Annotated in this window: 26 protein-coding genes; 14 read left to right on the forward strand and 12 right to left on the reverse strand. The window is 44.0% G+C overall.

Features of this window, described 5'->3' with window-relative positions; genetic code table 11:
• Window positions 1-12: 12 nt before the first annotated feature.
• The 5 genes from tolQ to pal all read left to right on the forward strand — a co-directional run bounded on the left by tolQ (window position 13) and on the right by pal (window position 4,592).
• Window positions 13-711, forward strand: coding sequence for a protein TolQ (tolQ, locus tag FTU87_RS06840; RefSeq protein ID WP_180096876.1), 699 nt, complete (start codon window positions 13-15; stop codon window positions 709-711).
• Window positions 711-1,160: a protein TolR gene (gene tolR / locus FTU87_RS06845; protein ID WP_005170046.1), complete on the forward strand. Its 450-nt coding sequence runs from the start codon at window positions 711-713 to the stop codon at window positions 1,158-1,160. The genes tolQ and tolR overlap by 1 nt, the downstream gene beginning before the upstream one ends.
• A 3-nt stretch (window positions 1,161-1,163) precedes the next feature.
• The gene (tolA, locus tag FTU87_RS06850) at window positions 1,164-2,477 is read left to right on the forward strand and encodes a cell envelope integrity protein TolA (protein WP_159516074.1); all 1,314 of its coding nucleotides are present in this window, start codon (window positions 1,164-1,166) and stop codon (window positions 2,475-2,477) included.
• A gap of 204 nt (window positions 2,478-2,681) precedes the next feature.
• Window positions 2,682-3,965 carry a Tol-Pal system beta propeller repeat protein TolB gene (gene tolB, locus FTU87_RS06855; protein WP_180096905.1) on the forward strand — a complete coding sequence of 428 codons (1,284 nt, stop codon included), beginning with the start codon at window positions 2,682-2,684 and terminating at the stop codon, window positions 3,963-3,965.
• 54 nt (window positions 3,966-4,019) lie between these two features.
• A complete protein-coding gene (gene pal, locus FTU87_RS06860; protein WP_005097609.1) occupies window positions 4,020-4,592 on the forward strand; it encodes a peptidoglycan-associated lipoprotein Pal in 573 nt (190 codons plus the stop codon).
• Between the two features lie 75 nt (window positions 4,593-4,667).
• Here pal and FTU87_RS06865 read toward each other — a convergent pair whose 3' ends face one another.
• Window positions 4,668-4,853, reverse strand: a complete 186-nt coding sequence (locus tag FTU87_RS06865) for an NF038105 family protein (protein ID WP_005097610.1) — start codon at window positions 4,851-4,853, stop codon at window positions 4,668-4,670.
• A gap of 181 nt (window positions 4,854-5,034) precedes the next feature.
• On the opposite strand from FTU87_RS06865, the gene FTU87_RS06870 reads away from it, so the two are divergent.
• The 5 genes from FTU87_RS06870 to FTU87_RS06890 all read left to right on the forward strand — a co-directional run bounded on the left by FTU87_RS06870 (window position 5,035) and on the right by FTU87_RS06890 (window position 8,337).
• Window positions 5,035-6,009 (forward strand): class 1 fructose-bisphosphatase, encoded by a 975-nt coding sequence (locus FTU87_RS06870; protein WP_180096877.1) that lies wholly within the window; start codon window positions 5,035-5,037, stop codon window positions 6,007-6,009.
• A gap of 52 nt (window positions 6,010-6,061) precedes the next feature.
• Window positions 6,062-6,838, forward strand: coding sequence for an RNA methyltransferase (locus FTU87_RS06875; RefSeq protein ID WP_005097613.1), 777 nt, complete (start codon window positions 6,062-6,064; stop codon window positions 6,836-6,838).
• 167 nt (window positions 6,839-7,005) lie between these two features.
• Window positions 7,006-7,620, forward strand: coding sequence for an RNA polymerase sigma factor (locus FTU87_RS06880; protein WP_180096878.1), 615 nt, complete (start codon window positions 7,006-7,008; stop codon window positions 7,618-7,620).
• Window positions 7,617-7,934: a hypothetical protein gene (locus FTU87_RS06885; RefSeq protein ID WP_005097616.1), complete on the forward strand. Its 318-nt coding sequence runs from the start codon at window positions 7,617-7,619 to the stop codon at window positions 7,932-7,934. Before FTU87_RS06880 ends, FTU87_RS06885 begins: the two co-directional genes overlap by 4 nt.
• A complete protein-coding gene (locus FTU87_RS06890) occupies window positions 7,924-8,337 on the forward strand; it encodes a DUF3106 domain-containing protein (RefSeq protein ID WP_005097618.1) in 414 nt (137 codons plus the stop codon). Before FTU87_RS06885 ends, FTU87_RS06890 begins: the two co-directional genes overlap by 11 nt.
• Window positions 8,338-8,670: 333 nt before the next feature.
• On the opposite strand, the gene FTU87_RS06895 is transcribed toward FTU87_RS06890, so the two are convergent.
• From FTU87_RS06895 to cxpE, 4 genes are all read right to left on the reverse strand, one after another.
• Window positions 8,671-11,082 carry a CSLREA domain-containing protein gene (locus FTU87_RS06895; protein ID WP_180096879.1) on the reverse strand — a complete coding sequence of 804 codons (2,412 nt, stop codon included), beginning with the start codon at window positions 11,080-11,082 and terminating at the stop codon, window positions 8,671-8,673.
• Window positions 11,083-11,091: 9 nt separating this feature from the next.
• The gene (gene rbtA, locus FTU87_RS06900; RefSeq protein ID WP_180096880.1) at window positions 11,092-12,891 is read right to left on the reverse strand and encodes a rhombotarget A; all 1,800 of its coding nucleotides are present in this window, start codon (window positions 12,889-12,891) and stop codon (window positions 11,092-11,094) included.
• Window positions 12,892-13,011: 120 nt separating this feature from the next.
• Window positions 13,012-13,716: a DnaA regulatory inactivator Hda gene (gene hda, locus FTU87_RS06905; RefSeq protein ID WP_005097624.1), complete on the reverse strand. Its 705-nt coding sequence runs from the start codon at window positions 13,714-13,716 to the stop codon at window positions 13,012-13,014.
• Between the two features lie 14 nt (window positions 13,717-13,730).
• Complete coding sequence (gene cxpE / locus FTU87_RS06910) at window positions 13,731-14,951, reverse strand: chloramphenicol efflux transporter CxpE (RefSeq protein WP_074383363.1); 1,221 nt, start codon at window positions 14,949-14,951, stop codon at window positions 13,731-13,733.
• Window positions 14,952-15,086: 135 nt separating this feature from the next.
• Between cxpE and purM the strand changes: the two genes are divergently transcribed.
• Both purM and purN read left to right on the forward strand, forming a co-directional pair.
• Window positions 15,087-16,157, forward strand: a complete 1,071-nt coding sequence (gene purM, locus FTU87_RS06915) for a phosphoribosylformylglycinamidine cyclo-ligase (RefSeq protein ID WP_005097626.1) — start codon at window positions 15,087-15,089, stop codon at window positions 16,155-16,157.
• A gap of 6 nt (window positions 16,158-16,163) precedes the next feature.
• Window positions 16,164-16,793 (forward strand): phosphoribosylglycinamide formyltransferase, encoded by a 630-nt coding sequence (gene purN / locus FTU87_RS06920; RefSeq protein ID WP_074383364.1) that lies wholly within the window; start codon window positions 16,164-16,166, stop codon window positions 16,791-16,793.
• 61 nt (window positions 16,794-16,854) lie between these two features.
• Here the strand turns inward: purN and FTU87_RS06925 are convergent, their stop codons facing one another.
• Entirely contained in the window at window positions 16,855-17,658 is an 804-nt protein-coding gene (locus FTU87_RS06925) for an alpha/beta fold hydrolase (RefSeq protein WP_005170030.1), read from the reverse strand.
• Window positions 17,655-18,677, reverse strand: a complete 1,023-nt coding sequence (sppA, locus tag FTU87_RS06930; RefSeq protein WP_005097629.1) for a signal peptide peptidase SppA — start codon at window positions 18,675-18,677, stop codon at window positions 17,655-17,657. The genes FTU87_RS06925 and sppA overlap by 4 nt, the downstream gene beginning before the upstream one ends.
• A 126-nt stretch (window positions 18,678-18,803) precedes the next feature.
• Between sppA and FTU87_RS06935 the strand changes: the two genes are divergently transcribed.
• Entirely contained in the window at window positions 18,804-19,778 is a 975-nt protein-coding gene (locus FTU87_RS06935; protein WP_180096881.1) for a lysophospholipid acyltransferase family protein, read from the forward strand.
• Here FTU87_RS06935 and FTU87_RS06940 read toward each other — a convergent pair.
• The 3 genes from FTU87_RS06940 to FTU87_RS06950 form a co-directional block, all read right to left on the reverse strand.
• Window positions 19,767-22,232: a DNA internalization-related competence protein ComEC/Rec2 gene (locus tag FTU87_RS06940; RefSeq protein WP_180096882.1), complete on the reverse strand. Its 2,466-nt coding sequence runs from the start codon at window positions 22,230-22,232 to the stop codon at window positions 19,767-19,769. The genes FTU87_RS06935 and FTU87_RS06940 overlap by 12 nt on opposite strands.
• 86 nt (window positions 22,233-22,318) lie before the next feature.
• Complete coding sequence (gene lolD, locus FTU87_RS06945; RefSeq protein ID WP_005097632.1) at window positions 22,319-23,002, reverse strand: lipoprotein-releasing ABC transporter ATP-binding protein LolD; 684 nt, start codon at window positions 23,000-23,002, stop codon at window positions 22,319-22,321.
• Entirely contained in the window at window positions 22,995-24,230 is a 1,236-nt protein-coding gene (locus tag FTU87_RS06950) for a lipoprotein-releasing ABC transporter permease subunit (RefSeq protein WP_005097633.1), read from the reverse strand. The genes lolD and FTU87_RS06950 overlap by 8 nt, the downstream gene beginning before the upstream one ends.
• A gap of 26 nt (window positions 24,231-24,256) precedes the next feature.
• On the opposite strand from FTU87_RS06950, the gene FTU87_RS06955 reads away from it, so the two are divergent.
• Window positions 24,257-24,820, forward strand: coding sequence for a PilZ domain-containing protein (locus FTU87_RS06955; protein WP_005097634.1), 564 nt, complete (start codon window positions 24,257-24,259; stop codon window positions 24,818-24,820).
• Window positions 24,821-24,829: 9 nt separating this feature from the next.
• On the opposite strand, the gene FTU87_RS06960 is transcribed toward FTU87_RS06955, so the two are convergent.
• Both FTU87_RS06960 and FTU87_RS06965 read right to left on the reverse strand, forming a co-directional pair.
• Window positions 24,830-25,744: a DMT family transporter gene (locus FTU87_RS06960; protein ID WP_074383367.1), complete on the reverse strand. Its 915-nt coding sequence runs from the start codon at window positions 25,742-25,744 to the stop codon at window positions 24,830-24,832.
• A 12-nt stretch (window positions 25,745-25,756) separates the two neighbouring features.
• On the reverse strand, window positions 25,757-26,242 hold the full coding sequence (locus FTU87_RS06965) for a YaiI/YqxD family protein (protein ID WP_005097638.1): 486 nt from the start codon (window positions 26,240-26,242) through the stop codon (window positions 25,757-25,759).
• Between the last annotated feature and the right edge of the window lie 86 nt (window positions 26,243-26,328).

Below are 26,328 nucleotides of genomic sequence, written 5' to 3' on the forward strand. Positions count from 1 at the left end.
CACGTAACAACTATGGCGACTCAGTTAGAATCATCTCTTCAAGTTTCAGATCTTATTTTACAAGCAAGCCCTGTCGTACAACTGGTGATGCTTTCTCTTCTGTTAGCCTCAATATATAGCTGGTATCTGATTGCCAGACTCTATATGAGTTATAAAAAAGCCCAGGCCGATGATGAACATTTCCAGAAAACCTTCTGGTCTGGCGCTGAACTGAATACCCTGTATAACAATGCCCAGCTCAATTCTAAACGCACTGGCCTTGAAGATATTTTCTATCAGGGTCTGGGTGAGTTCCTGAAACTGAAAAAACGCCATGCACCGACTGCCCAGTCCATTGAAGGAACAGAGCGTATTCTGCGTGTCGGCCTGAGCCGTGATCAAGGTCATCTGGAGCAAGGACTCGGTGCTTTGGCCAGTATTGGTTCGGTTGCACCTTATGTTGGTCTGTTCGGTACCGTCTGGGGCATCATGAACGCTTTTATTGGCCTGGCAGATGTCGATCAGGTGACGCTGGCGACGGTTGCACCTGGTATTGCTGAAGCCCTGATTGCAACTGCCATTGGCCTGTTCGCAGCTATTCCAGCGGTGTTGGCCTTTAACCATTTCACGGCCAAAGGTGAAACCGTTTACTCTGATCGTGCCCTGTTTGCCGAAGAAATGGTGGCACTGCTACAACGTCAGTCCGTGGGCATAACTCAGGACAAAGACTAATGGCGATTCAAGGTTCAGGACGCTTTCAGCGTATTAAAAAGCCACTGAAAAGTGACATGAATGTCGTACCTTATATTGATGTGATGCTGGTGCTTCTGGTGATCTTTATGGTCACCGCACCCATGATCACCAGTGGCATAAAGGTCGACCTACCTCAGGCCAATGGGCTACCGATTGAATCTAAAGATGCACCGACCATTGTCACCCTGAAAGAAGATGGTTCCTATTATTTAGAACATAAAAATCAGGCCACTGGCCCAGTTACGCTGGATGAATTGACTGCTGCCCTTGTTGAAGCGCAAACACAGGCACAAAATGACAATAAAGTGCTGAATGTCGTGATCAATGGCCACAATACCCGTCCTTATGGCGATGTCATGGCCTTAATGTCCAGCCTGCAGGATGCCGGTTTATCTCAGGTCGGTTTACTGACCCAGCCATTAGAATAATGTATGAAAGATTATAAAAAACCACCATTTCAGAAAAAAGCCATCGCGATTGGATTCACCTTAGGAATCCATGCCGTGGCTTTGGTGGGTTTACTTTATCTTGGCATGAGTAAACCACCTGAACCGCCGAAGCAGATTAAAACGGTCCTGATCAAACCTGAGGACCTCAAACCGGTCACCCGAGAAGAAACGCCGTTTGAGGAAACTGCACATGAAAATGTCGCAGAAGAAATTACTCAAACAGCTGAACCTAGTCCTGAGCCTGCGCCAGTCATTCCGACAGCGGCGCCTGCCACACCTGCTGCTCCGCCTGCACCGAAAGTGGATACACAAAAAGCCCAGCAGGAACTCAAAGAGGTAGCGCAAGCCAAGGCTGTACAACAAGCTGCTGAAGCAGCGAAACGTGCCGAAGCTGCCGAACAGGCGAAACAGGCAGCAGCCAGAGCAAAAGCGGAGGCAGCACAAAAATCCAAGGCAGATGCCGAAGCTGCTCGTAAGGCTGAAATCGATGCACAGCGTAAAGCGGACGCTGCACAGAAAGCCAAATTAGATGCTCAGAAAAAAGCGGATTTGGCCGCCAAACAAAAAGCCGATGCCGCTGCGAAAGCCAAGGCAGATGCTGCTGCAAAGGCGAAAGCTGAGGCGGCAGCTAAAGCAAAAACTGACGCGGATGCAAAACGTAAGGCAGATGCGGAGGCGAAACGTAAAGCTGATGCGGATGCAAAAGCCAAAGCTGAGGCGACAGCTAAAGCAAAAGCTGAGGCGGATGCAAAACGTAAGGCGGATGCCGATGCAAAAGCCAAAAACGATGCTGCTGCAAAGGCCAAAGCTGAGGCGACAGCTAAAGCAAAAGCTGAGGCGGATGCAAAACGTAAGGCGGATGCCGATGCAAAAGCCAAAAACGATGCTGCTGCAAAGGCAAAAGCAGACGCGGATGCAAAACGTAAGGCAGATGCCGATGCAAAAGCCAAAGCTGAGGCAGATGCCAAGGCTTCAGCAGCCAAACAGGCCGCTGAAGAAGCTGCTCAGAAAAAAGCGGAATCAAAACGGATTGCGTCTACTGCAAAACGCGATTTTACCAATAAAATTAAACGCGCTTGGGATACCCCAGTAGGTTCATCCGGTAAAACTGCAAATGCACGAGTAACCTTGAATGATAATGGGGGTGTGGTTTCTGTCATCGTGAACTCAAGTGATGCAGACATGAAAGCCAGCGTAGAAGCTGCGGTGCGGGCTGCTGCGCCTTATCCGATGCCTTCAGATCCAGATGCACGCCGAGAAGCACGAAGTTTTACATCAACCTTTACCGCACAATAAAAACCAAGCCATCACACATTATTGAGGTGATGGCTTTGATTTTTTCAGCTAAACTTCACTTTAATATGATTAAATAATATTCATTTTTCACAGTGTCATAACAGTTTGGTCATAAAATCCTGGTTTTATTCTATTAAATCCATGCGATGATGTAGCCCAAGCTACCTATACAATAAATCCGTTGATTTGAGTAAATAACGAATGATGGAAAAGACTCGCAAACACCTACTCTGCCTCGCAATCATTGGCGCTTTAAGTCCTGTATTGGCAACTCAGTCCTATGCCCAGTTGCATCTGGAAATTACCAAGGCACCTGAGGCAGCACCTAAAATCGCCATTGTGCCATTCGGTCAGGATCAGAGCATCTATCCTATTGTTGAAAATGACTTGAATCGTTCAGGCAGATTTACCAGTGCTTCAAAAAACCTGCCTGCGACTGCCACATTAAATAACCCGAATGCAGAAGCTTGGGCATCCGCTGGCGTTCCCTATGTCGTGACCGGTTCATCAAAAACCACAGCGGATGGTTCTTTTGAAATCCAGTATCAGTTATACGATATCGAAAAAAAACAATATCTATTAAATGAATTACTAACTGTTCCAGCCTCACGTACCCGTCAGGCAGCGCATATGATCAGTGATGCCATCTATCAGGCATTAACTGGCATTCCAGGTGATTTTACTGGACGTATTGCTTATGTACTGCGTAATCCAGCAACACCAGAACAACGTTATACCTTGCAAATTGCTGATACCGATGGCGAACAGCCAAAAACCATTTTGACTTCGCGTGATCCGATTCTTTCTCCAGCCTGGACACCGGATGCCAAAAAAATTGCTTATGTCTCGTTTGAAACCAAACGTCCGGCAATTTATGTACAGGATCTGGCCACAGGACAACGCGAAAAACTGGCCAGTTTCCGTGGCTTAAATGGCGCACCAAGTTTCTCTCCAGATGGCAAGAGCATGCTGTTTACTGCATCTATGCATGGCAATCCGGAAATCTATCAGATGAATCTGGAAACACGTCAATTACAACGTATGACCAATGACAGTGCGATCGATACCGAAGCACGTTATGCTCCAGATGGAAAATCCTTTATCTTTACTTCTGATCGTGGTGGATCTCCACAGATTTATCGCCATGATCTCGCTTCAAGTAGCAATAAACGTCTGACCTTCCGTGGTGCATTTAATGCACGTGGTACGCTGAGCGCAGATGGCAAGAAACTTGCATTGGTTCATCGTCCAAGCGGCAGTAACTATCGGGTTGCCGTTCAAGACATGAACTCTGGTGTAAATAATATTCTGACGCCAACAACTCTAGACGAATCACCAAGTTTCTCGCCAAATGGCCAGATGGTGGTGTATGCCACACGTGAAGGCGCGCGCGGACTTCTGTCGATCATGTCACTAGATGGTCGTTTCCGTATGAACTTGCCAAGTGAAACGGGCGAAGTCCGTGAACCGGCTTGGGCACCAAAATAACATTGGTATCTGTATAAACCTTTTACCTCATAATCAAACTTCATGGAGATGAAGATGAACAAAGTAAAATTATTTGCCTTACCACTTTTAGCAGCAGCTGTCGTCATGACAGGTTGTGCGAGTCGTAAGCCTGCCGCTGAAGTTCAAACCGGCGGTTTAGATACAACCAGCTCAACCACAGTGGATACGCAAGGTCTGAGTGAAGATGCTGCATTAAATGCACAAAACATGGCGGGTGCATCGGCAAAGGGTGTCACTGCGGAAAACAAGGCTTTCTTGGCAAAACGTGTCGTACATTTTGACTATGACAGTACTGAACTCAGCAATGAAGATCTTCGTACCCTACAAGCACATGCACAGTTCCTGATGGCCAATGCCAACTCACGTGTCGCACTCACCGGTCACACCGATGAACGTGGTACCCGTGAATACAACATGGCGCTTGGTGAGCGTCGTGCCAAAGCTGTTGAAAGCTTCCTGGTGACTACTGGTGTAAATGCTGCTCAATTAGAAGCCGTCAGCTATGGTAAGGAAATGCCAATCAATCCAGGTCATGATGAAAATGCCTGGAAAGAAAACCGCCGTGTTGAAATTAATTATGAAGCGGTACCACCATTGTTGAAATAATTTTCAATGCTGGCGTATCAAATAAAAAGCACTCATGATTGAGTGCTTTTTATTGGGTTGAATGAACAAATCTGTTTATTCTACGGTCTGGCCTGGTTCAACTGCTTGCATCGATTCAATCAGGTCGTGTTTATTGAATTGTTTGTACTCTGGTTTTGCTTCATAATCCCGCCAGGCTTCTTTCATCTTGTCTTCAGAGATATCATCTAAAGTAATGCCTTCACTTGGCGTTGGAGTCGCATCAAACTTTAATGTTGTCATATCTGTGCTCCTATTCTCAATTTTCCCTTGCCTTCAACATAGCACTTTCCACAGGAGTTGCAAGGGCAAAATCGATACAAATAATCCAGTTTAATTTTTCTTTTAGTACGTTCTCATCTAAAATATAGCCGCATATCGTTTTGATCATTTTTTCCCGATTTAAGTCTTGGAGTTTTCCCTTATGTCATACTGCACCTTATCCCAGTTTTTACAGCAACAAAGCGGGAATCTCACACCTGAACTTGCACAAGTTATTGAAACGATTGCAAGCACTTGCAAGGACATCGATCTGTTGCTGCAAAAAGGTGCTTTAGCGGGTGTATTGGGAAGTGCACAGCATGAAAATGTTCAAGGCGAAGAGCAAAAGAAACTGGATGTCATTTCCAATGATTATCTGATTGATGCTTTACAGCAACACCCGAATGTCGGTGGTTTGGCCTCAGAAGAACTGGATGAATTCACCCCTGCACAAGAAAATGGTCAATTTCTGGTCTTGTTCGACCCACTCGATGGTTCAAGTAATATCGACATCAATATGTGTGTGGGTACGATTTTCTCGATTCTTCCTGCGAAAAATGCCGTGACTCAGGCCGAAGACTTTATGCAAGCCGGTGTCAATCAAGTGGCTGCAGGTTATGTACTGTATGGTCCATCGACCATGATGGCATTGACTGTCGGTGCAGGCGTAGTGTTCTTTACCTTTGACCCGGAAACTCAAGAATTCCTGCTAACTTCTGAAGCGATTCAAGTCGCTGCAGATACCAAAGAATATGCGATCAATGCCTCGAATCAACGCCACTGGGAAGCACCAGTACAACGTTATATCGATGAATTATTGGCAGGCAAAACCGGTCCTCGTGAAAAAGATTTCAATATGCGCTGGGTTGCCTGTATGGTGGGCGATATTCACCGTATTCTTTGTCGTAGCGGTATATTCATGTATCCATACGACTTTAAAGATCCGGCTAAAGCTGGTCGTCTGCGTTTAATGTATGAAGCCAACCCAATGAGTATGCTCATGGAGCAGGCTGGCGGCGCATCCACCACAGGCCATGTCCGTATTCTGGAGATCGAACCAACTGATCTACATCAACGTGTGCCAGTGATTATCGGTTCTAAAAACGAAGTTGATCTTGTGACCAACTATCATAACTAATTTTTTATAGCGGTAGCCGATATTGAATCGGCTACCGTGGATTATATCTCCCATGCCAACTTTTTTTCTTGATTCAAAAGACAATCCAAAAATTAAACACTTACGTGGTTTGATTGAACAAAACACCTATCGTAAAAAACAGGGGCAAACTGTGCTGGAAGGCACGCATCTGTCTCTCGCCTGGCTGCATGAAAACCGTAAAATTGATTCGATTTTTACCACTGAACATGCACTTTCGCATCCTGATTTCGAGAAAATTCTCGCAAAATACACAGGGATGGTCTTTGTTTTAAGCGAATCTTTATACAAAGATTTAAGTACCTTAGGAACATCTTTAGCCTGTTTAGCTGTGGTCACTTTACCGACAGCAAATTATGCACTGGATTTTAAAGCCGACACTTTAATTCTGGAAAATGTACAGGATCCGGGTAATGTCGGTACCCTGCTTCGCTCTGCAGCAGCAGCCGGTATTGAACAGATTGTCTGCACCAAAGGTTCTGCCTCACTCTGGTCACCACGAGTATTACGTGCCGGTATGGGCGCACACTTCACGCTGCAAACTTTTGAAAATATTGCACTTGAACAAATTCTTGAGCAATTTCAAATTCCTGTATACGTCACCAGCTCACATCGTGCCGAAAGTCTGTACTCAAAAGATTTAGGTAAACCTTGCGTATGGATCTTGGGCAATGAAGGTCAAGGCGTTTCTGATTATGCAATGCAACACGCAGAAGCTGTCAGTATTCCGCAGCCGGGTGGTCAGGAATCCTTAAATGTTGCGATTGCAGGATCGATCTGTTTCTTTGAAATGGTACGTCAACGTATCTAATTAGGGATTTAGGTTACAGTGTTTTAATTCGGCCCTGCCCGTTTATAAAATAGATTACACTACAAAAATAATAAACTTAATTGTCAACCAAACCATGATTCCCAACGTTATATGATTATGAACTTGAGAATCATGGTGGGTGTCCAATGACAGGATTTTCCATCTCTATGGATTTAGCACCAAAACAGTTGCAATCACATGATGTAAGTATTCTGAAGAGTACGGCTGAAGCACGTCTGAAGAATTTTATGCAAGATGTGACTGGACGCGCCTTGGTGATGATGGAAAGTGCAACTCAAGGTTATCATGGTATTGCCATGGATCTGGTTCAGGAAGCTTTCATTTCCTTACATAAATCCTATGCGGAAAAAAGTACTGAAGAATGGTATCCCCTATTTTATACAATTCTGAACAACAAATTACAGGATTGGCGTCGTAAAGAAGCACGGCGTGGTCAGATGTTTTCATTTTTTAAGAAAGTCAGTCTGGATGATGACGAAATTGAACTTGAGGATATCGTGGACGAAGCTACACCGACGCCTTTGGACTTTCTGGATCAGGCAGTGACAGCTGAAGAAATCCAGGAAGCCATTGCCAAACTACCTGTACGTCAGCAGCAGGCATTTATGCTGAGAGCTTGGGAAGGATTTGATACGCATACCACCGCACAAATTATGGACTGCTCAGAAGGCAGTGTAAAAACTCATTATCACCGTGCTATCCAAGGCTTACGTGCCTCTTTGGCACATTTAAATCCATATCTGGGAGGGTCATCCGAATGAATCAAGATGATTTCTTAAAACAAGTAACTTCCAAACTCGATGGACTGGCACAACAACATAAACACAAACCTGTTGTCATGCACCATGTTCTTGAAGAAATTCAGGATTCTAAACATTCACGTTTTGCATTTTTAAAAATGTCAGGTTTTGCCTTGGCAGCAGCAATTGCAGGTGTTGTGGTATTACCCAATATTTCTAGCCACAATGAGCCGCAAACCCAAATGGTGTCAGTACCGAAACTGTCCCCACAAATGCTTGAAGATTTAGAAATGCTAATGGTTCTAGGTGAGGACAAAGTTCCACATGGCAGCTAAAAGATTGGCAATTGCTTTTTGTGCATTCAGTTTTCTGCAAACCAGTTTTGCAGGATTTGAACGTTTTTGGATCTTTTCTAAAGATGCGAATACTCAGGTTTCCGATACCTGGGATAGTCTTTCTGATTCCGAACAGTTGGCACTTATTAAACGCTATCAGTCCCTCAAGGAAATTCCAGAACAGCAGAGCGTCAGCTTACAGCAGCGTATGGACTGGTTTACCCAGCTTCCTGAGGTTGAAAAACAAAGAATGCGTGAGACTTGGCAAATGATGAGCAGTCAGGAACGTCGAGAACTTGGCTTACGCATGCAAAACGCCAAACCTGAAGAACGACTCGCCATTCGGGAAGAGTACATTCTCAAATACCAGCAAACGACTCAACCACCCTCTAGCTCGCATTAAGCGACTCATATAAAAAGCCTCCAAATGGATAATGCCAGTCAGTTAAGCAATTGACTGGCATTTTCTTTTTTAAATTCATGATCATATTTGCCAGGTGGAAAAGTCATCCGCAACTGTTGGATGCATGAGGTGTATTGCTCCGCAAGATGCCTTCCTTGTGAAACTCCGCTTCTCATTTGAGCAAAACCAAAGTCACAAATGATATGACAAATATTTGATTTAAAACCTTAAGACTCCATCGTGAACCACTAAAAAGTTAAAGCGTCTATTTCTAAACTCCTTAACTGATCAGCATTCTTCCAAATGGAGGCTTTTGAATTTTCCAATTAGGTTTTATTTTCTTAGACGGCGATAAGCGACCAGCCCCAATAATCCGAATAGTCCCCAAATTCCGAATGAGCCACCGCCACTTGATGACGTATTGGTATTTTTTACCGTATTTCGTAGCAGGATCGTTGCTGTTTCAGACATTTTTTCATCTGCATCAAAAATCGTATACTGCATGCTGTAATCTGCCTGGCTTAAGTTATTTCTCACACTAAATGTCAGTTTTCCACCATAGCAGGTCTCGCGCTGATAAGTATCAGGACAAGGGCCTTGTCGCTCTGCATTAAGAGAAACTCCGGCAGGAATCTTCACAATACGAATTGGAATCTCTTTTCCCTCTTTATCCTGATAAAAAGCCGACTTTCCTGAAGGTAGAGGCCCATCACCATCATCACTATCATTTTCAAGTGGATTCACAGTCACTGTCAGATTATTCTCTGGGCTAATCCAATATTCATCACTCTTGGCAATCGGTGCAATATTGTTAAAAGCTGCTTTTAAAATTCCAGCACTGCTGATCCCCGTGGCCTTATCTTTGAGAGTATAGCTACAGAATTCCATATCTGTTGCCTTGGTCATTTTCCCATCGATACGATACATCATAATCCGGTTGAGATCAGGCTTCCATTCACACTTAAGATTGGGATCATTCGGATCACCCTTCACACTGGTCGAACTACCGGTACCAATTAACTCACCTACTCCTAAAGACTTAACACTAATATCATAATTTTGTGCATTCAAGACTTTGATTTGAACCGTATTGCCCATCAAGGTTTCCTGAGGCATGACCAGCACAAAGGGATTGACATAAATTGCACGGTATTGCTGATATTGCTTGGTATATTTAAGTAAATCTTCGTATTCTTTTAACTCTTCCTTTAAACCAGGTATTTCCTCTGCTGGCGTATTCTTATTTGCAATAATACTTTTGATGTCAGTTATATTGTCCTGATAAAAATTATTCAAATCGACCAAGCTGCTATTTTTCAGATCTGTGATATCTGCTGCGGTCAGACGTCGGATTTCGATTGAACCGATTTCACAGCTATTTTTTGCATCTGGATTTAAGGTAAGAGTAGATCCCACCACCCGATCAATGCCACGTTGATCCTGTTCAGCACAGCCACTTACCCCCACATCTACCAAATCTGTAGCTGTTCCATTATCACGTGGGTAATACATGCCTAGAAAACGGTTATCAATTGCAGGCTCAATATAAGCTGTTAATAAGTTGTTTATCGTGCTGTTAGAAACGTCAAGATTGTTTGAAGTTTCATCCGCATCTAACTCTGGCAATACACAACGTGATAGTCCAGTGGTTTGTATGGCATTTTTAACAGTAGTAAATACGACGCTTTGCTCCTTAGTCGGATTCCCCTGATTTAAGACATATTCACAAGATAAGCCCTGATTAAATGCTAAAACATTAAAATAGAAATATTTAGAACCTGTTTTGTCATAAAATAAAGTAGATTGAGCTGCATTCTCAACAATAGTATTACTTAAGGCAGTTAAACTGGAAAAGGCACTGAGAGGGCGATTGGCTTGATTGGTCATACGCAAAATATGCCCTGTCTGACTCGCAGTATTTTTGGCAATGGTAGAATTATTCAACTCTACGGTTGCATAACCACAAAAATCAAGAATGCTGGCCGTATTTTCTGACCCATTTTTAACAATACTACTAGAACTAACTTTTACATTGGTTTGAGTCGTCCCTAAATTCCCCTGGCAATCCATAGCCAGCACACTACCATATGAACTTGCCTTATTTTGGTGAAGCAGCGAATCCTGGATGATCACACTCCTTTCGGTATTCATCGCCACCGTATAAATAGCACCCCCTTCTGCATCTGCCCGGGAATTTACGATTTCACTGCTATTAATGCTTAAGGGGCCCGCGACATAAAAGGTACCGCCATTGCCCTTATCCTGTGTATTTTTTGCCGCATAACCATCTTTTAAGATGAGATGATAGACTTCCAGACTGGATTGACTGGCCATACTGTTAAAGAGACGGGTTTTTCCCTGACCTGAAATCGTGGTTTTTAAAGCATCACGGGTTGGGTATAAATTCGTAATCGGACTACGACTGGTATAACTAAAGGGCGTTTTTCCATAAATTTTGAGCGCGGACTCAATGACAAGTTCGCTGTCTAATTTGTATTCACCCGCTTCAAGCTGAATCACGTCTGGGGCTGAACCATCCAGCCGAAGCGTACGGCCGACGTTACATCCGCCATAGGATTTATCTAATTTTGCAGTTTTAATCGCTTCTCGCAAAGAGCAGGCATTACTGTTCTCTCCGTCTTCATCCACCAAAGTGGTGACATAGATGGTTTTATCTTCGGCTGCCATCAAACTCATGGCAGATAAAATCATGGCCGCAAGCAGTCCTTTTTTATAATTTTTCATGATTTTTCCTTAATCTTTTAATTCACGGCGCAAACCCATTAACCCAATTAAAATCAGTAGCCCACCAAAGCCCCATGCACCACCTGAAGTTTTGACTGATTTGTCTTCCATTTCATTTTTTGGCTCCTGCACGATTTGAGTGGTAATGGTCAGATAAGGTTTACTTTTATTAAATCGCGTGGATGTGGTTACCACTTGCAGCTCGAAGATATCTGCCCCATGCCAAGTCGAATCTGGGGTATACACCACATTGCCATGAATATCGATGACTGTTTTACCTTTGGAAGCTGTTTTGGTTTGTACTACTTTCAAACAACCATCTTGCCAAGGCTCACCCGTCGGATTCTGACCAACAATGGCATTACACTGTTCTTTTGGGATTAAATCACTATCTCCCAGATAAGATTCAATTGAAAACTTAGCATTTTCACCCTTTAACAGGTCTTGTCCCACCAGACTACCCGAAGTTGGGATCGTGATTTCAATAGCACCTCGATCACAAAACAGGTTATCCATCAAACGGTTGATCCCGCGCTGATCTGCCGCTTCACATGCTACCGTTGGATTTGCCAGATTCAATCCTGTGCCTCTATTCACAATTGGCGATTCATTTACAAGGATATAGTTCAACAAAATTCGTGGGCGCATATAACCGAGAAGTTGTCCTTTAGGAACGCTGTATGGACAAAGTATGGCATTATTATTTTCTTCTAGGGTCTGACAAGCACCTTCACTTTTATCTGAGGATTCAGCAAAAAGTCGTGTACCACTCCAGAACTGATTTGGTGCGACTGTATCCCCCACACCACAGGAGGCTGTCAGCAGATTATTTTGCGACAAAGTCTTGTCACCAGTGATAATTTGGCAATCCCGTGCACCATTTCTTAAAATAATGCTATTTGCCACATAAGCTCTGCCATACGGGGCATGGATACGCAAAGCAGTATTTTCATTGTCAACTATGGTGAGATTATTCAATCCCATCCCGTCCATGACATTAATAAGTACACCCTTATTTTTTAATATCGTACTACTTAATACCTCCCCACTAATACCTTGATCTTTACTGGAGTCAGCAAACTGTCCTGCACTAAAAATATTGGTCGCTGAATTATCCAGTGTCTGATTATTTTTAAGTACACTTTGCAAAATAAGGAAATCAGGTAGCTCGCTATACAGGATCGCGCCTCGTTGGGCTTTGTTATTTTCGACCAGACTATTTTTAATTTCTGCACGGCTTGTTAAGTTCTGACCAAACTTGCCAGCATTATAAATTGCCCCACCCAAGTTGGCAGCAGCATTAAATAGACGGTTATATTCTAGAATTAGCTGACCTTTATTATAAATTAGACCACCTTGTTCAGCACAACTGGTTTTACCACAGCCTTCGAGATCCAGTTCTTTCAAATTTAACTGAACCAGTGTATCTGTACTGTTGATCCGGAAAAGATTATCGGTACCTTTCATTTGAATATGGGCATTATGCAAGCCTAATGCTTTTTCATCCGTACTGAATTCGCCATCATTTTCTGCGACCGAACGGATGGTAAGAGATTTTTTAATCGCGATATGCTGGTTCAACACATAGGTATTTTTTTCTTTTAAAATAATGGTACTGGATGAATTTTCTCCACCACATCCCATAAAACCTTCTTTGGCTAAGCCACGGTTAACATACTCAACAGCTTCTCGAAGTGAACATTCCTTGTCATCTTTTTCAATATCTTCTGTAGTGGTTACAATAATATCTGCACTATACGACTGCCCCGCTATACATAGCAAAGCTATGCCTATGCTCTTCTTGAGCATAACCTTCTCCTTAGTTTTTATTTCTTTCTTTTTCTTCTAAAGTTGCAGAATCCTTGCAACAGCGAATTATTTTGCCTTACTGTGGCATAGACTGAGTAATTACTCAAGAATTTTTATGATTTACCGATATTCGTCAATCAAGGCATATATCTGCCGCAGATTGGCATTGCTGACTTTCAGCTTTTCTCCTTTAAGTAATTGAATAATCTGCTCTAATCTTTGAAGCAGCACTGAAGTTTGATGTGGTCCATGGCTTAGTAAATAGTCAAAGATTTGAGGGTCTAAATGGATCCCACGACGATCGAGTACCGAGGAAACCAGCGCATAGCGATCAGCATACAAACTGCCACTCGGAACACGGGTACTGACCGCCTGCGTAAGACGGGATTGTAAATCTGGCAATTCAAGTTTGAGTTCGATAGGTGCAAAACGTGACGAAAACACCAACTGTCCACCACCTTCATTATTATAATTAATCAAGTGAAAGACGGCGCGTTGCCAATGGGGTACGCCACTAATCGCTTCGATATCATCAAGTGCCACCAGATCAAAACGATCCAGCGAGGTAATTGCCTCGGTCGGGGCATCTAGAAGCTCAAGTAAAGATACCTGAATCGCAGATTTCCCTACTTCAAGATAAGAGTCACAGATGGCTGACAATAAATGACTTTTGCCTGTTCCCGCCCCACCATAGACATAAAAACGGCTGATTAAGCCTGCATGCAATTGACGCACTGCATCAATCACATGCCCCCAACCTGGCCCTGAAAAATCACTGATTCGGGCATCAAGCTGAGGTTCTATATCTAACTGCAATTGACGCATATGATTTTTTGGCCTTATGAGTCTTTACCATGGGGGTCATGAATTTTACTTGAGTTCTCCTCTGCTTGCAGCGGTTTTTTCTCTGGCTTTTTCATTTCAATATCAACATCTAAGTCTGCTGTTTCGATATTGATTGAACCGGTAGAGGCATCTTGCATCACAATGGCCCGATCTCCATAAAATGTTGTGTGTTCATAGTACTCGCGTACATGCCGCAGTAGTACCACAATCACGGCTGCCACCGGTAATGCAATCAGCATTCCCAGGAAGCCTGCCAGCTGTGCACCTGCCAATACGGCAAATACTACGGCAACAGGAGAAAGACCAATTTTATCGCCCAGCAAGAATGGTTGCAGAATATAACCTTCAACTGCCTGTCCGACCATAAACACAATGCCGACCAATACCAGTTGCCACCAGTCAATCCCAAATTGCAATAAGGTCGCAATCACCGCTGCAATAATACCGACTGCAAAGCCCAGATAAGGAATAATACTGGCCAGACCTGCCACCATACCAATAATCAATCCAACCTCAAGACCAATCAGTTGCAAGCCCACCGCATAGACAATTCCCAGCAAGATCATGACCAGAAACTGCCCTTTAACAAAAGCACCCAGCACGCTATGACATTCGCCTACAATTTTTAGTGTACTTTTTTCATAAGGACGCGGAATCAGGCGGCGCAAGCTCCCCAGCATACGATCCCAATCCAGCAGGAAATAGAAGGCAATGATGGGAATTAAGACAATCGTACCGCCAATCTGGAGAAAATTAATTCCGGATTGAGCAAGGCGTAACAAGAATGCCTGAATACTGTCTGCGCTATAATTGGTTTGTACATAATTCATGACCACATCAGAAATCTGATTGGTATCAATTTCCATTTCAACGACATTAAAGGTATTGGACAACCATGGTAAAAAGGTCGAATTAATCCATCCAATGATCGCGGGTATATTGTCACGTGCATACATCAACTGTTGCCAGATCAGTGGCACTAAATACCAGATGGCCAAGGTCAGTACAATTCCGATTCCGATAAAAACAATACTAATAGAAAGCCAACGCGGCAGACCCACATCATGCAATTTATCCACCAGCGGGCTAAATAGATAAGCCACTAAAAGTGCTGCAACAAATGGAATTACAACGGGTTTTAATAAGTATAAAGTCCATAACAATAAAGCTATCCCAGCTAGGATAAACACGCGACGCAATGTGCGATCTACCATAAAGTTTCGCCTTTTCTCTATTAATCATTCTAAAAATTAAAATATTTCAATAAAGATAGCATTTTAGATCAGAAATACCATAAGAGTTTTATATATTCAGGTTATAATCGCCATCGCGAATGCGGAGACTTCATTATGAGCAACTCAACTTCTACCCCAAATACTGGTTTAAGCTACAAAGATGCAGGTGTCGACATTGAAGCGGGCGACGCGTTAGTCGATCGTATCAAATCTGTCGCTAAGCGTACCTCACGTCCCGAAGTTATGGGCGGTCTAGGTGGCTTTGGTGCACTTTGTAAAATTCCTAAAGGTTATGAAGAACCTGTTCTCGTATCTGGCACAGATGGTGTGGGTACAAAATTACGTTTAGCATTGAATTTGAACCGTCATGACACAATTGGTCAAGACCTGGTGGCAATGTGTGTTAACGACCTTCTCGTGTGTGGTGCTGAACCACTGTTCTTCCTCGACTATTATGCAACTGGTCATTTGAATGTGGATGTTGCTGCAAATGTTGTCACTGGTATCGGTACTGGTTGTGAGCTTGCTGGCTGTGCACTGGTCGGCGGTGAAACTGCTGAAATGCCAGGCATGTATGAAGGCGAAGATTACGATCTTGCAGGTTTCTGTGTCGGTGTCGTTGAGCAAAGCAAAATTATTGATGGCTCTAAAGTCAAAGCCGGTGACGTTTTAGTTGGTGTTGCTTCTTCAGGTGCGCACTCAAACGGTTACTCACTGCTTCGTAAAATTCTAGACGTGAAAAATGTTGATTTAACTCAAATCGTTGATGGTCGCCCACTTGCAGATGTTGCAATGGAACCAACCCGTATTTATGTCAAATCGATTCTCGAATTGCTTAAACATGTCGATGTACACGCAATGGCGCACATCACCGGTGGCGGTTTGCCAGGTAACTTACCTCGCGTCCTTCCAAATGGTGCTCAAGCGCTTGTGAATGAATCTTCTTGGGAATGGCCTGAGCTATTCAAACTTCTACAACGTGAAGGCGGTGTAGAGCAGTTTGAAATGTATCGTACCTTTAACTGTGGCGTCGGCATGGTGCTTGTGGTTGATGCAAATGAAGCTGACAAAACTGTTGAATTACTCAACGGTCTTGGTGAGAAAGCATGGACAATGGGTCAGATTCAAGACAATGCTGAATCGGTTGCAGGTGCAGACGAAAAAATTCGTGTGATCTTCGCATAATTTCGCATGATTAAAATTGCTGTACTTGTTTCAGGTAGCGGATCAAATCTACAAGCCTTGATTGATGCCAATCTTTCAGGGCAAATTGTCGGCGTGATTTCCAATAAACCTGAAGCCTTTGCTTTAACGCGTGCGCAACAAGCAGGAATTCAAACTGCAGTTATTGAACACAGGCAATATCCAAACCGAGAAGCGTTTGATGATGTGATGCATCAGCAACTGCTGGACTGGGATGCGGATCTGGTGGTACTTGCCGGCTTTATGCGAATTTTAAGTGAAAAATTTGTAAAAGCCTGGGAGGGGAAAATGTTGAACATTCACCCTTCTCTATTGCCTTATTACAAAGGCATGCATACCCATCAGCGTGTACTCAATACCGGTGATGTTCTGCACGGCTGTACGGTGCATTATGTCACGGCTGAACTTGACGCAGGCCAAGCGCTTGCTCAAGGTGTGCTCAAGGTTTCTCACCACGATACGGTAGACAGTTTGGCAATGCGTGTGCATAGCCTTGAACATGTAATCTATCCTCAAGTCGTAGAATGGATTTGCAGCGGTGCGATTCAATACACTGAAGACGGTGTGCTATATCGAAACGAGAAAATGCAAGAACCTGTTCAATTCTGCAAGTTTTAACATCATTTAAATATAAAAAACGCATCCTCGGATGCGTTTTTTATATTCTCTTTTTAATGATTCAAACAGATTGTTGCTGAATCAATTGCTTTACCAAGTCCGCTACCTGATCGGGTTGTTCCAAGGGAAACATATGTCCTCCCTCTACCACGGTAAAAGGAATACCAAATTTCTTTTCGACCTGCTGCGGGAACTTGCGGGCCAGAAATGGACCTTGCTCAGCCACGACCAAATGTACCGGAACTTTCGGTTTCGCCTGAGGCAACCACCACAGTGAGGGATTGGTTCTAAACACGGCCACTTCATCCTTTTTAGGGATGGTGAGTTCTACTCCGCCCCGAATCGGATCATCTTGCAAGGCATGCTCAATATAGGCCTGGAAGCAATCGGCATCAAAGTCTTGATAAAAACCTTTAGGACGCAACAACGCTGCTGCCTGTTCACGTGAATCCCAATGATCACGACGGCGCTTGGACAGACCTGCCGGAGACATTCTGTCCAAAGCTTTTAAGCGCAAAGTTTTCGCAAGATGCAAGGCAAAGGCTTCTTTACCCATAATCATCGGCGGGTCCAGCATGATCATCTGCGAAAACAGTTCGGGACGCTGTAAGGTAGCCTGGAAAGTTAATACTGATCCTAGAGAATGTCCCAAACCAATCACCGGTCGACCTTTTGACTGACGCACAATACTGTCAATCACTTGCTGAGTCAGGCTTTTCCAATGATTATCCACTGGATAACGTTTATCAGGCCCTAAGAGCGGCACATAGATAATATCGTAATCATCTTGCAGTCCATCAAACAGCTTTTGATAGACTTTCGATGGCACGCCATTGGCGTGCGCGAAATGAATCAATGGTTTCATTGCAATGTCGTACTGTTTTCTGACTGAAGTTTCTGCGCAACTGAAGTGGCAATTCCGTCACCAATCGATGAGCCCATGCGACCCAATACGGACTCAAATGGACTATATTCAATCGTATAATTCAAGGCTCTTTCAGTTTTAAGTTCGCGCTTCAAGGTGTTTAAACTTCCAATCCGATCTGCGATTCCTAGTTTCACCGCCTGATCACCGGTCCAGAACAAACCAGAGAAAATCGCAGGATCGGTTGATTTCAGTTTATTACCACGCCCCTGTTTTACCGCATTAATAAAGTGACTATGCACATTATCCAAGACACCTTGTACATGGGCTTTTTGTGCAGGATCGACTGGTTGAGTCATCGACAGCAAGGCTTTATTGTCACCTGAAGTCATGGTGCGATCTTCAACACCAAGCTTTTGCAGCAAATTACTCACGCCATAATTTGGCATGATCACACCAATCGAACCGACTAAACTCGATGGATTGACAATGATCTCATCCGCAGCAGAAGCGATATAATAAGCACCTGAAGCACCGGTATCACCGATCACTGCATAGAGTTTTTTCTCGGGATACTGCTTTTTCAAATACTGAATTTCTTGCCAGATTTCATCGGACTGTACCGGTGAACCACCCGGCGAGTTGACATTCAGCACTACGGCTTTACTCTGTTTATTTTCAAAAGCTTTTTTCAGCGATTTAATCGTATTGCTACTGTTGACACTCTGCTTGTCGGCAGCAATCGTACCAATAATATCGACGACGGCAATATGAGCACCTGCGCCAGCGCTGGCATCTGAGGAAACTGAACTACAGCTCTTGCCGAGTGCCAAAATCACCACAAGCAGATAAGCAAAAGTCAGGAATTTAAAGAAAATTCCCCAACGGCGCGCACGACGCTGCTCTTCAACCGAAGCTAAAACCGCTTTTTCCAGCAATTTCCATTCCGGACCAGTCGGTTGAACTGGCTGTTGCGTATTTTGTATTTGATTTTCAGGTTTTGGTGGCCAATCGGACATAAATAATCCAATAAATTGATTTATATTGAACCCATTATATACACTGAATCGGGTAATTCTGTCTAAACAAAACGTTTTCGCCTATAATAAATTTTGTTCTCTTTTTATTGTACTTAGACGAAATCAATGACCAAACAGGACTCACGGAATTCAGCTTACGGTTTACTCAAATACATTAGCCGCCAACCGCTTCCGGTTTCTCGATGGATGGCCCGTCTTCTGGCCTTTATTGTGAACAGTTTCAAAGTCACCAAAACTTCGGAAATCATTCGCCTCAATCTCGAGATCAGCCTTTCTGAACTGTCCAATGACGAACGTGAGCGTATTAACCGTGCTGCGGTTCGCAATGAATTAATGTCATATTTCGAGTTTTTTACCATTTGGGGCTCAACTAATCAGAAAAATATCAAACGGGTGCATCGCGTCATTGGCGAAGATCTACTGCATGATGCACTGGCACAAAATAAAGGCCTGGTGTTAATCGTGCCACATTTTGGTACCTGGGAAATCATGAATGCCTATGTCGCCCAGTTTACTTCCATGACCATTATGTATAAACCTGTAAAAAATCAGGCAGCGGATCAGTTTGTACGGGCTGCGCGTAGCCGCGAACAGGCACATCTGGTGCCGACCGATGAATCTGGCGTCCGTCAGATTTTTAAGGCCTTAAAACAAGGTGGCACCACCGTGATCTTGCCAGACCATACCCCAAATGTCGGTGGTGAATATATACCGTATTTTGGGGTGCCTTTGGCCACCAGTAATTTAAGTGCCAAGCTGATTCAAAAGACCAAAGCCCGCGCCCTGTTTCTATATGCCCTGCGGAATACCGAAGATGGTTTTGATATCTTCATCGAGGCAGTTGATGAGAAAATTTATAGTGGCAATGCCAATCAGGGTACGCAAGTTATTATCAACAGTATTGAAGATTTAATCCGCCGCCATCCTGAACATTATCACTGGAGCTATAAACGCTTTAATGCACATCAGGGCTTGGGCAATCTTTATACACTGGAGCATGAACAGGCTTTAGGCAAAGTAAATGCGTTAAGAACTCAGGAATTACATGAAGCTTCGCCCGCTTTAGAATCAGTGACTTAAAGGCTGACGATATAACCATTGCCATTGATGTCGTTCGGCTGAAAGTACCAGTTTTGAGTCTTGTTGCTGAAAGTGCAGACTACCCTGCTCTGCCGTATTCAGTAACGGAATATTGAGGGCTTTGAGCCGCTGCTGAGTCAATTGGCTCGGATGACCATAACGGTTAAATTTCCCTGCCGAAACAATTGCCAGTTTAGGCTGTAAAACTTCTAAAAACTGATAGGCTGAGCTGTGCTGACTGCCATGATGTCCAAGCACCAGCACATCAACTTTAAGCTCAGGATAATCTTGGAGCAGCTGATACTCAGTCTCCCAACCCGCATCGCCCATGAGTAAAAAATTTTGATAAGGCCCGGCATTTTTAACTTGCAGATATACCACACAAGACCGTTCATTTTTATTGAAATGGGCTGTATTTAACTGCTGCTGCCGAGGTGCCAGAATTTTAAACTGAATATCTTCAGACCATTGCCACTGCTGACCTTGATGACAGAACTGAAAACGGGAGGAGTGCGCTATTTCAGGAATCTGATTGGACGATACCTCTTTAATTTTCAATTGATGTTTAATACTGTGATAAGCGCCACTATGATCTTGATCCAGATGGGTTAAAATCAGTTGATCCAGCTTACCCACACCTTGCACAGACAGAAATGGCAGAATCACCTGTCGACCGATACTGAATTTTTCTTCATCATAATAGCCACCCATATCGATCATCATACTGCGTGCTCCATCCCGAAGAAAAATTGCTTGTCCCTGCCCCACATCCAGAATAGAGAGCTGAAATGCATGCTGATTGAGCTGAGGAATACACAGTGGCACACAGGCAAGCGCCGTCCAGCTTTTGGGCAATAGGCCACGCGGTAAAAATACAATCATTAAGGCCAGAATACACAGCGCAATCATCCAGACATTCATCGCCACCGGAATCAGTTGTGGAGCAAACAGCCGATCAAGCAGATCCAGAAATGCCAGCAGCATGTGAATGAAAACATTATTCAATTGAAATACCACACTGGAAAGTGGCTCTGAAATAAAAAACAACAAAGCCGCCAGAATATCGACTGGAACTATTAGCAGCCCAATCCATGGAATCGCGACCAAGTTACTGAATGGGGTAATCCAGGCGATTTGCTTAAAAAACAGCATCATCAAGGGAAATAGCGCCAGAAAGATTTTCCATTGTGATTCCAGCAGCACTTTCAACGCAAAATACAACCGTTGTAATAAGGTTTGTTCTATCTGACGCGGTTGCTGCTGAATGGTCTGATAGATTCGCAGCAAAACAAAACAGGCCCCATAAGACAGCCAGAATGCAGCCGACAAAATACTGAAAGGATCAAAGAGCAATAATAAGGCAGCACTCAGAATCAGTAATTTTAAAGCTTGCACATTTTGCCTGAGCAACAAGGTAAAGGTCACAATCACGCAGATCAATAAAGTGCGTAGCGCTGGAATTTCAAAGCCCACAAAGGCGCAGTACAGCAAGACACATAGTAAAAAAGGCAGGCTCAAAAAATACTGCCTTGGCCATTTCAGATAAATATGCGGCATAAATCTTGAAATCAGATATTGCAAAGTACCACAGACCATCAAGGCAAAGATCAGAACGTGCGGCCCGGAAATGGCTAATAAATGGCTCATACCAAAACGCTGGAATTGTCGCTCTGTCGCCGGATCTAACAGGCTTTCATCACCGCTTAATAAGGCCAATAACAAACCTTTATGCTGTACGGGTTGCCTGGCTACGAATTCTCTTAATGCCAGTCGCTGCCGCTCTACCCAAAGTAAAATTCGCGGGCTTAAATTTTGCTGCTGGCGTAAATATTTGCCATGACCAAGCGCATAAAGTTGTTGCGGTTGTAACTCCTGAATGCTCTTGATTCGGAAACCGGCCATGATATTTTGCTGTAATGCCCACTTTTCAGCGTCAAAAGATCCGGGGGTGGCATAACTATGATGAGGTCGGATTTGGCCTTGAATTAAGTAATATCGTCCAAGTTCAAGGAGGTGCTGCTTTATCTGCGCATTTATCAAACTGGATTGAGTCACGGGTTCTTGGACAGGCAAAAAGCCCATCCATTTAACTGTACTGCCATCAGGGCTGAGCACATGCAGAGCTTGCTGGATATTCTGCTCACCAAGTTTATTCAGGTCTTTGATATGCACCACAATCTGTTTTTCGGAGACTTCATGTTCACGCGTCGACAAGCGTTCAGACAGTTGCAGATTGGCATAGCCATGGCCTAGAAATAATCCTAACAACAGGCTTGAACCAGTCATGGCCAAATTACTGAATGGTGTGTTGAAAATGTGCTTTAATTTACGGCAACCCAGATACCACAGTAATACCGCGATTAGAACGACCGTGCTGCTCAGTTGAACAGACAGAAAACTTTTCCCCATACAGGCCAGACCTAAAATCCAGCCGATACACAGCCACTGCAACATTGGATCTTATTCTTTATGGTTATTATTTCACCCAATAATAAAGCCCACCGGAGTGAGCTTCAATCAAATGCGAATATTCTCTTGATTTAGGGTGTGACCCACAGACCATCCTGCATATGTAAAATTCGGTCTGCAGCATGTGCCAGTTGTTCATCATGCGTCACAATCAGCATCGCCATATTGAATTCACGTTGCAATTCGGTGAGCAGTTCAAAAATCTTTGCTGCAGTCTTACGATCCAGATTTCCGGTCGGTTCATCCGCCATCATCAGTTTAGGTTTGCCCACCACTGCACGCGCTAAGGCCACACGCTGGCGCTCACCTCCAGATAATTCACCTGGCTTATGTGTCAGACGATGCGAAAGACCAACCCGCTCCAGCAAGTATTCAGCCTGCTGTTTGGCTTCTTTAAACTTCACATTATCGCGGAGCATCAGGGGCATGGCTACATTTTCCAGTGCCGTAAATTCTGGCAACAGATGATGAAACTGATACACAAAACCCAAATGCTCATTGCGCACATAGCCACGCTCTGCTTCGGACAAGGTATCGAAACGGCGACCATTGACCATCACTTGCCCTGATGTTGGTCGATCCAGTCCACCCAAAACATGCAATAAGGTACTTTTACCAGAACCACTCGAACCGACAATCGAGACAAACTCACCTGCTTTGACCTGCAGCGACAAGCCTCGAATCACATCGACGGTGGCTTTGCCATCGGTAAAGGATTTGTGAATATTCTGGGCATCTAAAATCAGATTACTCATAACGCAAAGCCTCTGCCGGTTGAATTTTTGCTGCACGTAAAGCGGGGTAAATCGTCGCGACAAAACTTAAGGCCAATGACAAGCCGACAATCACCAAGACATCCTGCCAGCGTAAATAAGAAGGTAGATAATTGATAAAATAGGCATCAAACATATTCAGACCCAAAGTATTGTTTAACCAGCCGATAAAGCTACTGATACTGGTCGCTGCAATAATCCCGAGGATTGCGCCGGCACATGTCCCAATCACCCCAATCACCGTGCCTTGCACCATAAAGATTTTGGTAATGGTGGCAGGCGAAGCACCCAAAGTCCGTAAAATCGCAATGTCCGATTTTTTATCCGTCACCACCATCACCAGTGATGAAACGATATTAAATGCCGCGACCAGCACAATCAGGAATAATAACAAGCTGACCATGGCTTTTTCCATCTGGATCGCGCTGAACAGATTACCATGAGTATAAGTCCAGTCAGATGCGTAGAAGTTGGCTGGTAAATCTCGCACGATTTCCTGAGACACTTGCGGTGCGACAAAAATATCATCCAGTTTTAAACGCACGCCTTGTGCACCATCTGGTAGGCGCAATAAAGTTGAAGCATCATTTAAAGCGATATATCCCATCATCGAGTCGACTTCAGCACCAATACTGAAAATTCCCACCACTTTAAAGCGCTTGAAACGAGGCACCACACCTGCTGGTGAAGGGGTCGCCTCTGGCAATACCAGAGTAATATTATCGTTTAAACCGACCCCCATGGCATCGGTCATCTGCTTGCCCAGAACAATACCAAATTCACCTTTTTTCAGGCTATCAATACTGCCCTCGACCATATGGTTTTGTATAATGGATACTTTTTTCTCATACTCGGGTTCAATCCCGCTGACCATAATCCCGGCAACCTGTCCCTGTGCCGTCAGCATGCCCTGTAATTGGGTAAATGGTGCAACCCCCTGGACATGCTCATGCTGCTCAATCTGCTTTGCAAGTTCGGGCCAATTTGTTAGAATTTGCGTTGAAGAAACAGTAGCTTGAGGTATCATTCCCAAGACACGATTTTTCAACTCTCGGTCAAACCCATTCATCACAGACAAAACTGTAATGAGGACTGCTACACCGAGCGTGAGACCGATCATTGAGACCAATGCAATAAAAGAAATGAAGTGGTTACTACGCCGTGCGCGAGTATATTTCAACCCTATATACAGCGAGATTGGTTTAAACATAACCATCTAGTCCGAGGTAATAAATTATGGAAAATGTACAGCATCCAAACGGATACACGGAAAGACGCGTTATGTCTCGCATCGATGCTGCCTTACGAATTAATTATCAGATTATTTCCGATGATGTTGCCTTAAATGATCCTTATGACTCTAACTTTGTCTTGCCCCGCTATTTTCTACTACTTGCAGAGCTAGATCAATTTGATCATGCGGTTAACTACGAATTAGAACAATTATCTGAAAAAGATCAACAAATTGCTCGAATCTTATCCTTATTCAACCAAAAATTAAACCTTATTACCGGTTCTTTGTATGACGCAATTGTACAAAGCATGTTACCTGTACCAGAGCAGGTGAACTTTTCGGAAACCGGTTTTAGTTTCTTTAGTGACCGCCCCATCACTGAAGGCACCTATCTGCACGTGACTTTAAGCCACCCGGAAAATTTCTTCCATATTGCGGCAACCGCCCAGGTGGCCTACAGTCGTGAAGAAGAAAATAGCAAATTCCGGACCGGTGCTTATTTCATTACCATGCACCCACAAGACCGTGTCAAACTGGGTGAATGTGTCAAAGCCAACTTTGCTTAAATCACTGATTTAGTCATTGTGAATACTGGATGGAAGGCGAGCTGCATAGCTCGCTTTAATTTCTCTGGAAAAATACAACAATAAACCCGTCAACAAAATACCGACACCGATTAAGGCCTCACCCGACAAGCTCTCATCATTCAAAAGCACACCTACGAATAAAGCAAGCATTGGAGTCAATACCGTCGTCAAAGACAAGGTGGTCGCCCTGATTTTCTGTACCAGTTTAAAATAACAGAACATGGCAATCAGCGAAGCCATCACCACGGCATATCCTAGCCCGATCAGTGATTTTGCCTGAGGCATTTGGGTTGGCGCAAATTGCCAGATAAATGGCAACATGGCACAGGCCATGACTGCTGAAACTGCAATGGAACCGGCCGCTTGCGCCATCGGTTGTAAGGGTGCATTGACTTTTTTGACCCAAAACATCGAAACACAATAGATAAACACACTCAGTAGCATCAGACCAATACCGATTGGCTGAATGTGCTGGTCTTTGCCACCGAGGCAAATCACCGCCAAACCAGTCAGGGCAATCGCCATCCCGCACCACTGTGAAGGATAGAGCTTGAGCTGAAACACGAAACGGCCAATCAATCCGGTAATAATAGGTGCCAGACCAAACATCAGCGCAATAATGCCTGAGCTGAGATAATCCGTGGCCAGATAGGTAAAAATCTGCGAGCCAATAAAACTGCAAGCTCCAGCCAGATAACTGTGCATCGAGAGAGAATCGACAGGAAAACGGGTTTTAAACAGCCACAACAAGATAAATGCAAAAGGCAATGCCAGAAAAAATCGCAGTGCCAGTGCCCAGAGCGGATGCAGATCGCTTACACTCCAGACAATGGCTAGCGGTGTAGTGGCCCAGATAAAAACCAATAAAAGATAGGTCACAACCATATTGGTGTGTGTTGGCATGCGCGATTGCTCTTAAAGTGCAGATGTTTTACGTTTTTGTTTTTGAATGGTTTGATCCAGTGCGCTTGAAAATTCACGCTTATCCCGCTCTGAAATCGGAGGTGGCCCACCCGTTTGTACACCGGCACCACGCAAACTATCCATAAAGTCTCTTAGATGTAAACGTGCTTTGACATTGGCCGTGGTATACACTTCACCGCGTGGATGAATGGCAATCCCGCCCTTTTCAATCACTTCTGCCGCCAGGGGAATATCTTGGGTCATGACAATATCATGCTCTTTCATGCGCAGAATAATCTCTTTATCTGCAGCATCAGCGCCACTCATCACCTGAATTGAATTAATCCGGACTGAAGGCGTAATGCCCACCGACTGATTAGCCACAAAAGTCACTTCCAACTGATAGCGATCCGACGCACGGATAATCACATCTCTTAAAATACGGGGTAATGCATCAGCATCGACCCAAAGTTTGAATGGCAACACAGGGTTTCCCATTAAGGTATAAATCCTGGGTATTCTAGCAAATTGAGAGGATCAGGTTGATGATTAAATCGTTGCATTTTCATCGCTGCTGTCGCTCA

It is taken from the genome of Acinetobacter sp. YH12156 (assembly GCF_013418235.1).
GTDB lineage: Bacteria > Pseudomonadota > Gammaproteobacteria > Pseudomonadales > Moraxellaceae > Acinetobacter > Acinetobacter pseudolwoffii.

Bases quoted from the DNA above. Each gene is read 5' to 3' on its own strand.
- tolB (WP_180096905.1), top strand. From the start codon at position 2,682: ATGGAAAAGACTCGCAAACACCTACTCTGCCTCGCAATCATTGGCGCT.
- FTU87_RS06890 (WP_005097618.1), top strand. From the start codon at position 7,924: ATGGCAGCTAAAAGATTGGCAATTGCTTTTTGTGCATTCAGTTTTCTG.
- tolA (WP_159516074.1), top strand. From the start codon at position 1,164: ATGAAAGATTATAAAAAACCACCATTTCAGAAAAAAGCCATCGCGATT.
- rbtA (WP_180096880.1), bottom strand. From the start codon at position 12,891: ATGCTCAAGAAGAGCATAGGCATAGCTTTGCTATGTATAGCGGGGCAG.
- FTU87_RS06955 (WP_005097634.1), top strand. From the start codon at position 24,257: ATGGAAAATGTACAGCATCCAAACGGATACACGGAAAGACGCGTTATG.
- FTU87_RS06865 (WP_005097610.1), bottom strand. From the start codon at position 4,853: ATGACAACATTAAAGTTTGATGCGACTCCAACGCCAAGTGAAGGCATT.
- purN (WP_074383364.1), top strand. From the start codon at position 16,164: ATGATTAAAATTGCTGTACTTGTTTCAGGTAGCGGATCAAATCTACAA.
- FTU87_RS06870 (WP_180096877.1), top strand. From the start codon at position 5,035: ATGTCATACTGCACCTTATCCCAGTTTTTACAGCAACAAAGCGGGAAT.
- purM (WP_005097626.1), top strand. From the start codon at position 15,087: ATGAGCAACTCAACTTCTACCCCAAATACTGGTTTAAGCTACAAAGAT.
- FTU87_RS06875 (WP_005097613.1), top strand. From the start codon at position 6,062: ATGCCAACTTTTTTTCTTGATTCAAAAGACAATCCAAAAATTAAACAC.
- pal (WP_005097609.1), top strand. From the start codon at position 4,020: ATGAACAAAGTAAAATTATTTGCCTTACCACTTTTAGCAGCAGCTGTC.
- FTU87_RS06880 (WP_180096878.1), top strand. From the start codon at position 7,006: ATGGATTTAGCACCAAAACAGTTGCAATCACATGATGTAAGTATTCTG.
- tolR (WP_005170046.1), top strand. From the start codon at position 711: ATGGCGATTCAAGGTTCAGGACGCTTTCAGCGTATTAAAAAGCCACTG.
- cxpE (WP_074383363.1), bottom strand. From the start codon at position 14,951: ATGGTAGATCGCACATTGCGTCGCGTGTTTATCCTAGCTGGGATAGCT.
- FTU87_RS06960 (WP_074383367.1), bottom strand. From the start codon at position 25,744: ATGCCAACACACACCAATATGGTTGTGACCTATCTTTTATTGGTTTTT.
- sppA (WP_005097629.1), bottom strand. From the start codon at position 18,677: ATGTCCGATTGGCCACCAAAACCTGAAAATCAAATACAAAATACGCAA.
- hda (WP_005097624.1), bottom strand. From the start codon at position 13,716: ATGCGTCAATTGCAGTTAGATATAGAACCTCAGCTTGATGCCCGAATC.
- FTU87_RS06940 (WP_180096882.1), bottom strand. From the start codon at position 22,232: ATGTTGCAGTGGCTGTGTATCGGCTGGATTTTAGGTCTGGCCTGTATG.
- FTU87_RS06885 (WP_005097616.1), top strand. From the start codon at position 7,617: ATGAATCAAGATGATTTCTTAAAACAAGTAACTTCCAAACTCGATGGA.
- FTU87_RS06925 (WP_005170030.1), bottom strand. From the start codon at position 17,658: ATGAAACCATTGATTCATTTCGCGCACGCCAATGGCGTGCCATCGAAA.
- FTU87_RS06965 (WP_005097638.1), bottom strand. From the start codon at position 26,242: ATGGGAAACCCTGTGTTGCCATTCAAACTTTGGGTCGATGCTGATGCA.
- tolQ (WP_180096876.1), top strand. From the start codon at position 13: ATGGCGACTCAGTTAGAATCATCTCTTCAAGTTTCAGATCTTATTTTA.
- FTU87_RS06935 (WP_180096881.1), top strand. From the start codon at position 18,804: ATGACCAAACAGGACTCACGGAATTCAGCTTACGGTTTACTCAAATAC.
- FTU87_RS06895 (WP_180096879.1), bottom strand. From the start codon at position 11,082: ATGAAAAATTATAAAAAAGGACTGCTTGCGGCCATGATTTTATCTGCC.
- FTU87_RS06950 (WP_005097633.1), bottom strand. From the start codon at position 24,230: ATGTTTAAACCAATCTCGCTGTATATAGGGTTGAAATATACTCGCGCA.
- lolD (WP_005097632.1), bottom strand. From the start codon at position 23,002: ATGAGTAATCTGATTTTAGATGCCCAGAATATTCACAAATCCTTTACC.